Source organism: Lentilactobacillus raoultii (genome assembly GCF_900411375.1).
Classification (GTDB): domain Bacteria; phylum Bacillota; class Bacilli; order Lactobacillales; family Lactobacillaceae; genus Lentilactobacillus; species Lentilactobacillus raoultii.
In genome coordinates this window covers 122,206-136,416 of sequence record NZ_LS422986.1, presented here as the reverse complement: position 1 = coordinate 136,416, position 14,211 = coordinate 122,206, and the positions used below count along the sequence as shown (strand labels likewise).

Below are 14,211 nucleotides of genomic sequence, written 5' to 3'. Positions count from 1 at the left end.
TTTCCATGAATTTTGCGAGCGATTTTTATGCTAGAGATAACCATTAGCCTGATGCTAATCTTTTTTCGATGGCAAAAATGTTAAGGCAGCAAAGTAACCCGAAAAGACCGGTAAGAGTAGCCCAGTCATCTCAAAAAAGTTAATAACGACCGGAACAGCTTGGGAAAGGACCGTCATCGCGATTGTAATCACCAGCATTAGGCCATTAATACCCCTGATCAAGTAGCCACTCATGTTTGTGTAAACATAGCTAAATGCCCAGAAAAGCAAGCAGCATAGGACAATGTGAACGATTAGCGTAATGATTGGCGGCACCAAGCTTGTACTAACATGGTAGGGAGTGCCATACATTGCGTGCATTTTGAAATCAAACTCAATAAACGCCAGGCCGATTAATATCGGCGACAACACATCTACGACATAAAGCCATCCTTTTTTCATCATGAACCCCACCCTTGAAATATCAATTTTTAAATTTTTCTCTTAAGAAAAAACGTTTATCTAATGACTCTTGGATGTAGATTGGCCAAGTGTTTTGAAATTATGCTTAAGCCCGGGCCAAATATATTTATCAGCAGTTTGAATAATCAAGCCGTTGAATAGAATTGAGAAAATAGTCCCAATGTTGACGGCATAAAGATTTTTAGTGATCGCAAAAGAAATGATCATGGCAACAATTGGTGGAATGAAGTCGATCAGTTGAGCTGCCACCGCGCTTTCTTGTAGATAAAAGAAACGCAAAATGTTCGTTGTATCGTCGTTGGGGTGCATCAAAATGTTGGCTCGTTGATACAAGGAAATGGCGATGCAGAAGAAAACAATCCCCAAGCATGACAGGATTGCCCGAATTAAATTTGACAAACTACTAATTCCAAGAGAGTTGAACAGTGTCACAAAGAGGCTAACAAAATAGCTGAAAAAACAAACATAGGCAATTTCGCCGACGAATCTTGGCCAATCCCAATATTTAATGAGGATCTGATTAGTGACGGTATTTAGAAACCCGATAATGAAAAGTAGAATGCCGACGTTAACGTTAAACCAATGGCTATAATTAACTGCGGAAGCTGTCCAAACGGCACTCCCCATATTAGCTGAAATGGTTAAAGCATTCCCAAACGCATTTAAAATTAATCCGGCGATTAGCCCCAGCCAGCGTTGTTTAAGCGAATTTTGGATAACAAGTCCCCCTTTTTCAGATATCAATTAGTAGTGTATCATATCTAAATGCATGAATTAGTCTATTTTTGTTTAAATAAGTGCTTTACGCGTATTGCGCCTTCACGTCGCTTTTGCTATACTAATTTGTAATTGATCTGGCGATGAAGTTCGCCAAAACTCGTGTATCCACAAAGAGTTGATGACGTCTACCTTAAATGTGATGGGTAGGCGTTTTTTATAACCGCGAATGCACTTCAAGAATGTAAATTATTGATTCAAGAGGTTCGGTTAATCTTTGATGTATAAATCAGTCAATTCAGAGAAGGAGGTGAAACAATGGCAATCAATTGGTACAAGTTGGGTCAGTTTGCATCAGTGTTTGTTGGTGGAATGATTGGCGGGGTTGGTCGATATGAAATTGGTAATTGGCTGAATGCAAACACCTTCGCGGGGACGACATTCGTCAACGTGGTCGGCTGCTTTTTTCTGACATTTACAATCTACGGATTGGATTTGGTCATTGATTTACCAGACTGGCTGATTTTAGGCCTTGGGACAGGTGTGGTTGGCGCTTTTACAACTTTTTCAACCTTTGCGTTATTGTTTGTACAGGGAATTAGAACTCAGCCGACAGCTGCCCTGCTATTTATGATCATTAACCTGATTGGTGGGTTTGCAACAGCAATTTTAGGATACATAGCAGCAAGATTAATGGATCGAGGTAAGAAAATATGGTAATCATTTGGGTCGCACTTGGTGCCGGTTTTGGTGCGGTTTTAAGATACCTGATCACATTGGTGGGGAAACGGTATTGGCCACAGCTGCCATTTGCGACATTGGTTATTAATGTGATCGGTGCAACATTAGCCGGCTTTTTAGTTGGCATTCAGGTGCCCACGGCTGATGAACTGTTTTTACTAACGGGGATGTGCGGTGGTTTTACGACCTTTTCAACCTTTACGACCGACACGTTTGTTTTATTGCGCAATCGACGATGGACAATTGCGGCTACTTATTATTTTGGGACGATTATGCTAGGATTTTTGGCGGCCTATCTTGGATTGGGCTTAGGGTCTTTGATTAGGTCCTAGCCAGGCAACTGATTTTGAAATGTTACACGTGAAACTTTCTGAGATTTTCGCTGATCATAATTTGAACCGGTTAATCAAAGTGGGTTATGTTAGTAGTAGATAATCAAATGAAAGGGTGACTCAAACGTGAAAATTGGTTTTATTGGTTCAGGAAACATCGGTGGTAATTTGGCCCGCCTGGCAGTCCAAAACGGACATGATGTCATTATGAGTAATTCAAGGGATCCGCAAACGCTTAATAGTTTGATAGCGGAACTCGGGCCGCACGCAACCGCTGCCTGGGCGAAAGATGCAGCTGCCCAAGGAGACATTGTCGTCGTGACCATCCCATTGAAGAATTATCAGCAGGTTCCAGTTGAGCCATTGAAAGGAAAAATCGTCATCGATACAATGAATTATTATCCTGCCAGGGATGGCCACATTAAAGAATTAGATAATGGCACCACCACTACCAGCGAGTTGCTGCAGGCTCATTTACCGGATTCAAAAGTGGTCAAGGCATTTAATTCGATTATTGCCGGTGAGTTATTATCAACCGGCCAGCCTAAAAATGAGCCAAATCGACGCGCACTGCCAATTGCGGGCAATGATGCTGAAGCAAAGGCAGTTGTCAGCTCATTAATGGATCAATTTGGTTTTGATGCCTACGATGCTGGTCCCCTTCACGAGGGGTTCCGGTTTCAAAATGGCACACCAGCCTATATTATGCGGGCTAATCATGACCAGTTGGCAGCAGCTTTAAAGAAAGCCTAAGATTTTTTGCAATTTAAAACGGTTGGGTAATGCTAACCCAGCCGTTTAATATTGATCAGATTTTAATGATTACTCTCGCCAACGCCAGGCACCAACTAATTCGACAACTGCGGTGACTACTAATAATGCGCCAAATAATTGGAGGATGAAAAGGACGGTTCCAAATGGGTGAAACACCAGAATGCCGCCCAAAATCATCAGTAAGATGCCGTAGCTGATAAACGGCCAAGGCGAGACGTTGACAAACTCACGATGACCAATTGCATCGATGATTTGGGATAATCCGACCAGCACCAAGACGATGCCAATAACTAACGGTAGCGCCGCTAGAATTGGTTTGGCAAAGATTAGAATAAAAATTGCCAAAATCAACTGAAAGACACCAACTGGTAGGCTGTAGTCGAGAACATCTCCCTGATTACGTTGAATAAACCATGAAACCAAGTTAATAATTCCGAAAAGTGCGAAGAAACTCGCTAAAATGTTTATAAAAACGTTAATGGTTGCTTCCGGTTCAAATAGGAAAAAGAGTCCAAAAATAATGTATATGATACTTTCAAGCCAAAGGTATCGGCGAATTTGACTTAAAAATTGCGTCATCTGAATCAACCCCTTTAAACAGATTAAGTAATCAGTCACACTACCTTTATCATACAGGCAGATCGGTAAAAGGAACAGAAAGAAGTTCATTTCTTTGACTAGTAACTATCAATAAAAGGGATACTCAGTGCTCAATTAATAACGATGTGTTTTTAAAATGATTGGTAATTTAAATTCGAAAGGATGGCGTTTGATGCAATACCCTAACTATCAGTTGGCACGCTTTATTGATCGGCCGAACCGCTTCATTGCGCACTGCCGGTTGATTGAAACCGGTGAAGTAGTAACCGTTCACGTTAAGAATACAGGAAGAACGACTATTTTACAGCCGAATGTCACGACAGCGTTAGTTGAGAGTCATAACCCAACTCGCAAAACCAAGTATGATCTGGTGGCAGCTAAAAAGTACGATCAGTTTTGGATTAATATTGATTCCCAGGCTCCCAACAAGCTTGTGAAAGCAGGATTACGTGATAACCGGATTCAGTTACCAGAGATTGATCAAATTACGCAGGTGACTCCCGAAGTGACCTTTCTGGATTCTCGGCTGGATTTTTCAGGAATCGGTGATGAACAAAAAAAGTTTTTCTTGGAGGTGAAAGGAGTTACATTGGAGAATGCCGGTATTGCGGCATTTCCAGACGCCCCAACCACACGAGGATTAAAACACGTGAAAACTTTACAAAAAGCCCTTGACAAAGGGTACCTTTCCTATCTATTATTTACTATTCAGATGGAGAAAATCAAAGCAGTGACAATTGACAGAGATATTTTCGAGCCCCTTGCAATTGAAATTTCCAAGGCGCAAAGAAGAGGGGTTCATGTGCTTGCTTATGATTGCCGGGTGACACCTGATTCATTAATCCTGAATCACCCGGTTCCATTTGATTTGACGCAGCCATTTATCAGTGATGGTTTGCCGTCATCAATTCAAACCAGAACTCAAGAATATAAGAGGTAATAAATTAATGCTCCAAACATCGAGACAAAAACCAATTGATAGTCCATTTAACAATACCACGACTGCTGAAAAAGTCATGAAAGGCATTGACCTTCGCGGGAAAAATGCAATTGTGACCGGTGGCTACAGCGGCATCGGACTAAAAGTCACTGAAATGTTAACAAATGCAGGTGCTCACGTCATTGTACCAGCTAGAACTGTTGCCAAAGCGCTCCCGGTAGTTGAACATTTAAAAAATGCTGAATTGGGGTTGCTGGATTTAATGGATCCTGATTCAATTGATCGATTTGCCAAGGGATTTTTAGCGTCCAATCGACAATTAGATCTATTAATTGAATGTGCCGGCATTATGTTTCCACCGTTGAAGCGGGATCGTCGGGGAAACGAGTCGCAATTGTCAACCAACTTTTTGGGGCATTTCCAACTAACTGCTAAGCTATATCCGGCCCTTAAAAAAGCCGGTCATGCCCGAGTGGTTTTAATGTCTTCCAGAGCACAAGGCTGGAATGGGGTTGATTTTAATGATCCGAATTTCACCCATCACCAATATGATGCACGCAGTGCTTATGCGCAATCTAAAGCAGCCGATGCTTTATTTGCCGTTGGCTTGGATAAACGCGGTCAAAAAGACGGTGTGCGCGCCTTTGCCGTTCATCCGGGATTGGTCCCAGGGACGGGCTTAAACCGATACGTTCGTCATGAACCCTTAAAGAGAGCCTCTTCCTTTGCTTTAAACCAACTTGAATTGACCCATATTATCAATGCCGGTCATTCACTTAAAGCCCGGTTTCACCGCCAGGAAGAATATGACTATTTCAAAACGGTTAGTCAGGGAGCTGCCAGCACATTATGGGCCGCAACCAGTCGCCAGTTAAACGACTTGGGTGGCGTCTTTATTGAAGATTGTAATATCAGTCATGTTGTGGCCGCTAACAGTCATTCTAAATTTGGTGTTCGACCATGGTCAATTGACGATCAGGATGCGGATCGGATTTGGCAATTGGGTGAAAAACTGACCGGGACGAATTTCAACATTTAATTAATCCGGTTTGTTATAATTAGTAAACAAAACGTAATTAAAAAGATGCTGGTTTAGCCTTGAAACTTTCAAGTAACCTGCTAGTATAGTGGTTACACAATGAAAATAATTGAAAACTGATTTTTACTCAGAACTTGTTTTTGGAAGGAAGCAATTTATAAATACTATGTTAAAGAAAACATTGATCTTCGGTCACCGCGGCTATCCCCATAAGTTTCCAGAAAACTCATTAGCTGGATTTAAATATGCGATTAGTCATGGGATTGACGGGTTGGAGTTTGACGTTCATCTGACAAAGGATGATGTGCCGGTGATTATGCACGACGAAAAGATTGATCGGACCACTAATGGTACCGGCAAAATTCGTTCGTATACATTCGCTGAATTGCGTCAATTTCAACTGAGCGATGGTCAACGCATTCCAACATTAAAAGAACTTTTGTCACTTGCCGAAAACCAACCGGTTCATCTGAACTTGGAGTTTAAGACCAATGAGATTCACTATCGAAATATTGAACGAATTGTGTTGAAGATGGTGAAAAATTATCATTTAGTTTATCCAGTGATTTATTCTTCTTTCAATCTGGATTCACTAAAGATTGCTTATCAACTTGACCCAACCCAACAGTATTGTTTCTTATCCGAACACGATATTAAGAACCCACGTGAGCTAATGGCCAAGGAGCACTTGGTTGGCTTGCATTTGAGTCATTACGTTCCAATGAGAAACATTAAAGAACGAATCTGGACTGTTGATGATCCAAAGATTCAAAAGCACTTATTTGCTCAAAATGTTGCAGGAATTTTTACCAACAATTTTGAAGCGGCCGAAAAGATTCAGGCTGGGTCACCAGCTTAATGATAGCCGGTTACTTAATAATTTAAATCGTAGATGACGAGTGGTACTGAAAATCGAACTGGTTTTAGTGCCACTCTTTTTTTACGCAATTTTTCAATTATGCGCTATAATGGCGAAAAGTGGGGTGATTAAATTGAATAAACCAGTTAAAGTGTTGCAATTTCTTCTAATCTATGTGGTGATGTTTATTGGATGCATTTTAATTGCTCGATTATTACTGGGGTCAATAGTTGATAGTCGCTTTATCATTGGTGCTTTTGTGATTGGGTTTTGTTCTTGGCTGCTGTCATTAATTATTGCGCGGTTGATATCGAAGAAGTAGAATATTTCAGCTATCACTTTTCAACTAAGAAAGTAATAAAAAGCTAAATGAATCGCTGTTTCCAAATTAATATTATGTGTATGCCGCCGAATAGCTGCTAAAATTACCGTTGTTGCAAGAATAAACACCATTCCAAGGTTAGTAACCACCACTAAGAACAGTGATAGTAGTTAGGATCATGGGCATTATTAGGCTTTTTCATGTTGATTCATTTTCTTTACCAAAAATGGATTAAAAAGAGGGCTTATAAATTTATATTTTATATTGAACCCGTGAAGTATCAACCCGATTTACAATATTTTTACAGTTAATTCTTTAGAGATTATCCAAGAGAATAATTCTCAATTTTTAAATTTAACGCTTAATCAGGTATACTGAGGGCAAATGAGGAGGATATTCATGAAAAACCGCATCGTTTTAACTTTTATTTCAGCCTTAATGGTCTTTTCAGGCCTATTGGTTTCTTCGGATAAATCAGCTTTAGCCAAACAAACTGGTCTTCATAGGGTTAGTAGCAGTTATATTAATAAGATTGGCCTAAAATCACCATATTACCGATTAAATCAAAACACTAAATTTAATTTTTTTGGTAATAAAGTTACTTTACCAAAGGGAACGATTCTTGCCGCCTCCGTCAGTATTGATAGTGGTAGTAAAGCCAAGAGTGGAGAAGCCCTAATTAGCTCTCACATTGATCTTAGTTATGCCCTGAAAAAAAGGGTGGGCTTTAAAAAACCATCTCACTTTATTCCAATCTTGCTTTCCTATTATCCGAGTAAATATACCCGAGTGAAACGGCCAGCCTACGTTCTACCTTATGGCGAAAACGTTCTCTATTCTGGTGGTATTGACGCCTTTAAAGAACGAGCTGCCAATTATTTCTATAATCCCCATTTCACTAGCAATGCTTTAAAAATCACTTCTGATGGTTATTTAGAGTTTTATAAGTATCATCAAAAACCTTTAGCCGACGGAGGCCTTCATTGGCAGTACGTCCAGAAGCCAACCTCCTACGTTAAGATTAGGCATACGCTTAAACGAGGATCCAAAACCTTTTTATACTATCAGCATAAACTTCAAGGAGTAAGCGCCACTCATTTAAACAAAGGGAAGTATCGTTACCGTTTGACGATTAATAATCAACATACACCCTATCAATATACTGGCAAGGTATATGCAATGTGGGCTAGTTTCTATACAGTAGGCGGTGCCAAATATTTCACACCCCCACAGAACGATGCTAATTATGGCGACTGATAATCACTTTTAAGGTTTTGAATACTAGGAGCCATAAGAAGCCGCACAAAGTTGATTTAAACCAATTTTGTGCGGCTTCTCAGACCGAATTCGACTTAGTATTTACATCTACGTCGATCCCTAATCCCAGTTACTCTAATTAGTAAAAGCATCCTTAGAGATACTGTAGATGTAATGTTCGTTAAGTTTCCCACTAGCCGGCTTCTTTTCCTCAACGCCAAAGTAAACATTATTTCCATACAATTGAGGAGCTTCAGTTTCGTGCTCATGCGAACCCAAATCGGTGATCTTTGCAGTAATATTTTGTGGTGCAGGACTTACGAAGTTCCAAGGTGCCCGGACGATTACTGATGGATTCACTTTTTGACCACTCGTTAGATAAACCCAGTTATAACCCGCGCTAGTTTTATTGGATAACTCCATACCTTGCCAAGAACTTTGAGGATAACTGTAACTGCTTATGTCACGAGTGGCTACGTAAGCTGATCCGCCCTTCGTCATGCGAGGGTCAGTGCATTTAATATTTCCTTCGGCATCCATAATTTGATTTAATACGTTAGCGTTAAATGCGGTAACCCGTTTTTTAGTTCCTGTTTGAGATTGTTGAGTCCAAACCGCTAAACGAGACTTGTCTGAAGATAATGCCGCATCCGCACGATATAAGGTCAGATTCTTTTTGCCAGTACCCATATAGTTCAAGTAAGTGATGGAGTTGACATCAGCGGGCGTTTTCGAATTACCATCAATTGGTAAACGAGCAACCCGAGTTGCCCAATAGTCCCCATCCGTACTTGCATTGCCGCCAGCATAAGTCATAACCCAAGCATACAATTGATTGTTCCAGTTAAACAATTCAAAAGTCTGGCCATGACCAAAGTTAGTTAAATGCATCTGAGTAGGATTGCTTGAAAGATTGATCTCTGAATTACTTGGATCAAAACTTCCATAAGTTAAAGTCATATCTTTAGCACTACCAGCAGCCATTTGCAAAAAGTAAGCCATTTTGTTTGGAAAATCCAAATAGAACTTTTGGATCACTTTGCTGCTTGGTAAGGTTACGTGATATCTTTGTGTTGCATCTGTCATGATAAAAATCTTCTTTCTTTAAATTTATTTTGTTTTGCCAATTTAATTCCGGCATTAAATTAGCGATTGATGTATCAAATCGATTTGACGCTTATAGCATATCGCCGATTGAGCTTTTAAAACCGACCGCTATCGGACGACTAACCGCCAAAACACCGCCACTTAACCGCCAATCACAAAAAGCGCCCCGTCAAATGAATGACGAGACGTTTTTTGTAATGGCGATGTTCTAACTATTTAAAGTGCTAATGACAATCCCTTTATCGGTGTGTACTTGCCGGATTCCCATTTACTAACCAAGGCGACACATTTTCGCTTCAGTTGATGAACCGATTTGGTTTAAATGCTGCGGTTTTTAAGGCGTACCGCTATTTTTCGTATAGATGTTCCATTGACCCCACTTAGGGCGGGAATTTTCCAAAGGTAAGCACTTGTAATAACTTTGTAATTACGATATACTTAATTCAAATTTTACGAGGAGGGACTAATAATGAATAGCTTAAAAATTGCGGACACCAAAACGCATAAAACTGGTAACTCGGTCAGTGTCACCTTACCTAAAAGCACCGGCTTTTCGAGTAATGAGCCGGTCATAATTGAAAAGGTTGATGAAGATACCTTGATTATCCGGCGCGCTAACAGCCATAAAAACCCCTGGACGTCGGGCGCATATGATAATGTTGATTTTCGTGGTCAGCTGGATAAGATTGGTTTTAATGTTGGCAACGAACCAAGGAAGGGTCGAGAACTATGACAACGACTTTTCCTAACCAAGGCGCTATTATTCTCTTAGACTTTGAACCCCATAGTGGGCACGAAATGGGCGGCCACACGGCTAGCCAACCGCGACGTTCAGCCGTCGTTGTATCAAACTCTCAATACAATCGGCTAACCGGATTCGTTGTCGCCATGCCCATCACTCATGGCACCAGTCAAATTCAAAAGGGCTTCGAACCGATCCTTGACCCCAACAGTCATACCAACGGCTATATTGTGACTTGGCAAACGCCCAATTATGATTACGTTGCCCGTAATGGCGAAATAATTGGTCAAGTTCCTGATAAACTTCGCAACCGTCTATGTGCCCTAGCCGGCGACATTGTGGCTGCCAACTAAATGTAATCTGCCTCAATAGGTGAAAACATCATATATGTACGTCTAAGTAGTGCAGTCTAAAAAAGGTGATTGATAGGGTCAGAATTGAAACTAGAATCGATGATGAAACTAAGAAAAAAGCGATTGCCGAATTGCAAAATCCCCAAATTACTTTGTCCGAGTTTGTCAGAGCCCGGGGAGCTATGGTTGCTTCAGATAGGCTACCACCTTATCCGATGCCAAATGTTAACCAAGAAAGCGCCATTCATGCTCGGCTAATTCGTCTTCCTACCGCTGTTTCGTATGGATGTTCCATTGACCTCTACCGGCATTTCGAATCATAGTCAAAAACTGTTAGTTTCTGACGAACTTCCTTTGATTAATTTTGGTTTTGGTTTTAACATGGTCTTCAGAAAAGTTAAGATTAAGGGTAAAGGTAAATTCGGGATTTGTGAGATTCGTGCTAATACAGGTGCTTAGAAGGAGAGCAATGTGATATTGACCTAAAATTTACGTTACCTACGAGGACAACATCACTTCAAAACAGAGCTTAGTATTAGGAGTATAAAGAAAAAATGAAAAAATTACTTTGGTTACTAATTGGTATAATCATCGGCACTGGTATTTACACTGGCTCCCAAGCCTTTGCAAGCACTTCGTACAAGTTGGTCAGTGTTAAATATGACAGTTCAAAAACACCGGGCTACACGCTAAAACATAACGGCCCTTTATACTATGCAAAAAATCCCAAAAGATCAGCCGTAATTTGGAATTCGACTCATAGTAAAGTTAAGCACAATCTGAAAAACTATCCCAATACAACTTGGTCTCGAGACGCAGTTGCAATTTTTAAACATAATGGAAAAAAATCCGTTTATTATCATATCAGCCAGGTAGTTGCTGATGACAAACCCGTTAAAGCGTTTGGCTACGTTTGGCATGGCTATTTAAAGCAGGGTCACAATCCTAACTTTCAAAATATTGGTACGGTTGATATTTTGAACTTTTATAATAATCACGAGTATCAGCGATACGTTAAACTATCCCCATCTCAAGTACTGACCCGCAAAATAATGGCTTTATTTCCAAATAGTACCGTTTCACTCGATTTAGCCAAGGCCGGTTTGGGGTTAAATTCAGCCACATACGACATTAGCAATATCATTTCACCATACGACAAACTTCCCACATTAAATGACTTTTTGAACCTGCATTCCTACAACCTATCGATCAATCAACGATATACACAAATTAAGCAGCTCCTGAATGCAAATGGGTATGGCGCCAAACGACGCCAGCAAAAGTTTATCATTGGGATATACTTATCAAACAAATATCTGCCAGTTAGCGATGAGCTTAATGGTCAAACAATTGTCATTGGAACATCGAAATAGCCTGGAAGTCAATCAATCATAAAACCGTTCATTAAAAGCTCCCATAGATATGGTGTTCTCTGGCATCATATCCATGGGAGCTTCCATTTACGTTAAAAACTAAAGATCTAAATTCCTTGAAGACCAATCTGGTAACACAGCCTATACGGTGAATTCGCTCTTTTTAAATACCTGAATTGTATGTCTAGCTTCACCAGTTCCATTTTCATGAAATTCTACACCAACATACACATAATCTCCATAAAGCTGAATTCCTTCTGTTTCAGCATATTGGACATTATCAACTTGTAAGGAAACCGTTTCATATTTACTCCAATCCCAATTTCCTTTTAAAACATGTGGTGCTTCGCCTTTTCCTCCTGCAATCCACTGGCCTCCAGTAAGATAAACCTTTAGATCATTTGAAAATTCCATACCTTGCATGGAATCCCAAGGGAAGTGGCGTGTAAACGCAACTGAGCTGACCAAGGCGCCTCCATCAGCACCATGTCGAGTTCGCATTTCAGTTTGACCGCAACTAATATAATTCGTTGTTGATTCATTTAACAACCTATCAATAACATTGGTTTCATAGCACGTAATTTGCCATTTTCCATTCGTCCCCTCTGCTAGAATCGTTAGATAGCGACCATTACTCGAAAGAGCAGCATCTACTCGTCGTAATGGGAACCGCGCCTTATCTCCATCAGCTAATTTCCCAGCATGACTGATACTAGCTAAACGTTTCAAAGAAGAAAAGCCAATGGAACCACCGTTAGGGTCAAATTGTAGCTTTCCAATCTGCGTTCCCCAATAATCTCCTTTGTAAGGTTTATCTGCTGCATGCATTGTAATCCAAAAAGTTGGATTAACGCCACTATTAGGAACCATATCTAAAGTTTCCCCATGCCCAAAATCTGATAAAATCATTTTTTCAGCACCATGTTGAAAATCGATAGTCCCTTCTGAAATATGAGCACGTGAAAGTACCGCTTGCTTTGTTGGCCGCTCTCCGTATAATTGTAAAGCATATACGTAGTTATTTGGAATATCAAAGTAGGCCTTCTGAATAACGTGAGTGCTTGGTAAATTGATAAACGTATACTCCTTTTCTGGTGTTACATTCTTTACTGCCATTTTAATTACTTCTTTCTTTAAATTTATTTTGGTTGGCCAATTTAACTCCGGCATTAAATCAGCGATTGATGTATCAAATCGATTTGATGCTTATAGCATATCGCCGATTGAGCTTTTAAAACCGACCACTATCGGACGACTAACCGCCAAAACACCGCCACTTAACCGCCAATCACAAAAAGCGCCCCGTCAGATGAATGACGAGACGTTTTTTGTAATGGCGATGTTCTAACTATTTTAAAGTGCTAATGACGATCCCTTTATCGGTGTGTACTTGCCGGATTTCCATTCACTAACCAAGGCGACACATTTTCGTATGGATGTTCCATTGACCTCAAACATGCCACTAACCTCCCTTAGTGACCTGTAGTATAACGTAAATTTCAAAAATACCGAATTTTCCTTGATTTTAGTTATTCCGAAGACTCTATTAAAGGTAGAGCCGAAATTAATCAACGATGTTCATCCAAAACCCAGGATTAATTAAACTCGGAAGGAGGGAATTATGGATGCCATTAATGAACCCGCGACGATTCAACGGGCTAAACAATTTCTCAAGGATTATCACCAATGGCAGCTTCGGAAACAAAGCTTTTCGCAATGGGTAACGCAACCTACCAAAACCATGCCCCAAGCTGCCAGACAGGCCGACTTTGAATGTCAATTACGGTTAAAAACCCTGGCTGCCATGCGCGAAGTCGATCAATCTACCGCGTTATTGGCTGATTTACTGACTGACCGCTATATTAACCGCCTAACGATTCCGCAAACCGTTGCCGACCTATCCGCCAAATACCATCAGGGCTATCTGGCCGAACGGACGGTGAACCGTTACCAAAATCGGGCTTTATTAAGCTTTGCGTACGCGTGCCCGCGAAATTTAATCGTCCGATAATGGCGGTTAAGTGGCCGTAAGTCGTCGGTTATTGCGTCTCAAGTTGCAGTATCCTCAAGATGACAAAGTTAGCTAACTTTAGTTTTATCTTGAGGAGGTGAAAAAAATGCTTAATCAAGTCATGCATTGGCTGCAATCAGCCGACACCACGGGCTTACTCACTTTCCTGGCCACCATGTTGTTAGCGAGTTATCGTCTGCTTCACCCACTGATTCAAGCGCGGCTACAAACCATTAAGAACACGCAGGTTTTGCAAGCGCTGCAGCTAGCTGATGAACTAGCCGGCGCGATTATCCCGGAGTTAGCCAAAATGGCCGAACTTGAGCCGGACCAGCGTAAAGAGGCCGCTATCAAGTTTGTTGAGCAACACTTACAGGCTCTGGGCTTATCCTTAACCGAGCAAATGATTGCGGCTAAAGTGGCCTAAGCCGATCGTAACTACCACCGACCACCTAACAAATAATGGTGGTTACGAAGTTAGAATAATTCGTCACTGGGCAAACTGGTGATGGATTTTTTATTTATCCTGAAACGAAGATGCTGGCCTTCGTCTGCTTCATTAAAGACCCCCCATGGTCACCA

Annotated in this window: 18 protein-coding genes and 1 riboswitch; of the genes, 13 read left to right on the top strand and 5 right to left on the bottom strand. The window is 40.8% G+C overall.

Annotation, left to right across the window (positions count from 1 at the left end):
• Window positions 1-54: 54 nt before the first annotated feature.
• Both ED605_RS06340 and ED605_RS06335 read right to left on the bottom strand, forming a co-directional pair.
• Window positions 55-441: a hypothetical protein gene (locus ED605_RS06340; RefSeq protein WP_121978056.1), complete on the bottom strand. Its 387-nt coding sequence runs from the start codon at window positions 439-441 to the stop codon at window positions 55-57.
• Between the two features lie 60 nt (window positions 442-501).
• Window positions 502-1,152, bottom strand: coding sequence for a DUF6198 family protein (locus ED605_RS06335; RefSeq protein WP_121978317.1), 651 nt, complete (start codon window positions 1,150-1,152; stop codon window positions 502-504).
• A 157-nt stretch (window positions 1,153-1,309) separates the two neighbouring features.
• Window positions 1,310-1,377, top strand: a riboswitch (Fluoride riboswitch).
• A gap of 120 nt (window positions 1,378-1,497) precedes the next feature.
• Between ED605_RS06335 and ED605_RS06330 the strand changes: the two genes are divergently transcribed.
• The 3 genes from ED605_RS06330 (at window position 1,498) to ED605_RS06320 (ending at window position 3,005) form a co-directional block, all read left to right on the top strand.
• On the top strand, window positions 1,498-1,899 hold the full coding sequence (locus tag ED605_RS06330; protein WP_121978055.1) for a fluoride efflux transporter FluC: 402 nt from the start codon (window positions 1,498-1,500) through the stop codon (window positions 1,897-1,899).
• On the top strand, window positions 1,893-2,252 hold the full coding sequence (locus ED605_RS06325; protein ID WP_121978054.1) for a fluoride efflux transporter FluC: 360 nt from the start codon (window positions 1,893-1,895) through the stop codon (window positions 2,250-2,252). The genes ED605_RS06330 and ED605_RS06325 overlap by 7 nt, the downstream gene beginning before the upstream one ends.
• 126 nt (window positions 2,253-2,378) lie before the next feature.
• Window positions 2,379-3,005: an NADPH-dependent F420 reductase gene (locus ED605_RS06320; protein WP_121978053.1), complete on the top strand. Its 627-nt coding sequence runs from the start codon at window positions 2,379-2,381 to the stop codon at window positions 3,003-3,005.
• 69 nt (window positions 3,006-3,074) lie between these two features.
• On the opposite strand, the gene ED605_RS06315 is transcribed toward ED605_RS06320, so the two are convergent.
• Complete coding sequence (locus ED605_RS06315) at window positions 3,075-3,605, bottom strand: HdeD family acid-resistance protein (protein ID WP_121978052.1); 531 nt, start codon at window positions 3,603-3,605, stop codon at window positions 3,075-3,077.
• A gap of 193 nt (window positions 3,606-3,798) precedes the next feature.
• Between ED605_RS06315 and sfsA the strand changes: the two genes are divergently transcribed.
• From sfsA to ED605_RS06290, 5 genes are all read left to right on the top strand, one after another.
• Window positions 3,799-4,566, top strand: coding sequence for a DNA/RNA nuclease SfsA (sfsA, locus tag ED605_RS06310; protein ID WP_121978051.1), 768 nt, complete (start codon window positions 3,799-3,801; stop codon window positions 4,564-4,566).
• 7 nt (window positions 4,567-4,573) lie between these two features.
• The gene (locus tag ED605_RS06305) at window positions 4,574-5,605 is read left to right on the top strand and encodes an SDR family NAD(P)-dependent oxidoreductase (RefSeq protein ID WP_121978050.1); all 1,032 of its coding nucleotides are present in this window, start codon (window positions 4,574-4,576) and stop codon (window positions 5,603-5,605) included.
• A gap of 166 nt (window positions 5,606-5,771) precedes the next feature.
• The gene (locus tag ED605_RS06300; protein ID WP_121978049.1) at window positions 5,772-6,464 is read left to right on the top strand and encodes a glycerophosphodiester phosphodiesterase; all 693 of its coding nucleotides are present in this window, start codon (window positions 5,772-5,774) and stop codon (window positions 6,462-6,464) included.
• A 133-nt stretch (window positions 6,465-6,597) separates the two neighbouring features.
• Window positions 6,598-6,786, top strand: a complete 189-nt coding sequence (locus ED605_RS06295; RefSeq protein WP_121978048.1) for a hypothetical protein — start codon at window positions 6,598-6,600, stop codon at window positions 6,784-6,786.
• A gap of 399 nt (window positions 6,787-7,185) precedes the next feature.
• Complete coding sequence (locus ED605_RS06290) at window positions 7,186-8,043, top strand: hypothetical protein (RefSeq protein WP_225419063.1); 858 nt, start codon at window positions 7,186-7,188, stop codon at window positions 8,041-8,043.
• Window positions 8,044-8,178: 135 nt separating this feature from the next.
• Here ED605_RS06290 and ED605_RS06285 read toward each other — a convergent pair whose 3' ends face one another.
• A complete protein-coding gene (locus ED605_RS06285) occupies window positions 8,179-9,129 on the bottom strand; it encodes a helveticin J family class III bacteriocin (RefSeq protein WP_121978046.1) in 951 nt (316 codons plus the stop codon).
• Window positions 9,130-9,619: 490 nt separating this feature from the next.
• On the opposite strand from ED605_RS06285, the gene ED605_RS06280 reads away from it, so the two are divergent.
• From ED605_RS06280 to ED605_RS06270, 3 genes are all read left to right on the top strand, one after another.
• The gene (locus ED605_RS06280; RefSeq protein ID WP_121978045.1) at window positions 9,620-9,883 is read left to right on the top strand and encodes an antitoxin; all 264 of its coding nucleotides are present in this window, start codon (window positions 9,620-9,622) and stop codon (window positions 9,881-9,883) included.
• The gene (locus tag ED605_RS06275; RefSeq protein WP_121978044.1) at window positions 9,880-10,245 is read left to right on the top strand and encodes a type II toxin-antitoxin system PemK/MazF family toxin; all 366 of its coding nucleotides are present in this window, start codon (window positions 9,880-9,882) and stop codon (window positions 10,243-10,245) included. Before ED605_RS06280 ends, ED605_RS06275 begins: the two co-directional genes overlap by 4 nt.
• Before the next feature lie 554 nt (window positions 10,246-10,799).
• Window positions 10,800-11,618 carry a hypothetical protein gene (locus ED605_RS06270; protein WP_121978043.1) on the top strand — a complete coding sequence of 273 codons (819 nt, stop codon included), beginning with the start codon at window positions 10,800-10,802 and terminating at the stop codon, window positions 11,616-11,618.
• Window positions 11,619-11,759: 141 nt separating this feature from the next.
• Here ED605_RS06270 and ED605_RS06265 read toward each other — a convergent pair whose 3' ends face one another.
• A complete protein-coding gene (locus ED605_RS06265; protein ID WP_121978042.1) occupies window positions 11,760-12,734 on the bottom strand; it encodes a helveticin J family class III bacteriocin in 975 nt (324 codons plus the stop codon).
• Window positions 12,735-13,239: 505 nt separating this feature from the next.
• Here ED605_RS06265 and ED605_RS06255 point away from each other — a divergent pair.
• Window positions 13,240-13,629, top strand: a complete 390-nt coding sequence (locus ED605_RS06255; protein ID WP_121978040.1) for a hypothetical protein — start codon at window positions 13,240-13,242, stop codon at window positions 13,627-13,629.
• A gap of 106 nt (window positions 13,630-13,735) precedes the next feature.
• Window positions 13,736-14,056: a hypothetical protein gene (locus ED605_RS06250; protein WP_121978039.1), complete on the top strand. Its 321-nt coding sequence runs from the start codon at window positions 13,736-13,738 to the stop codon at window positions 14,054-14,056.
• The last annotated feature ends 155 nt before the right edge of the window (window positions 14,057-14,211 follow it).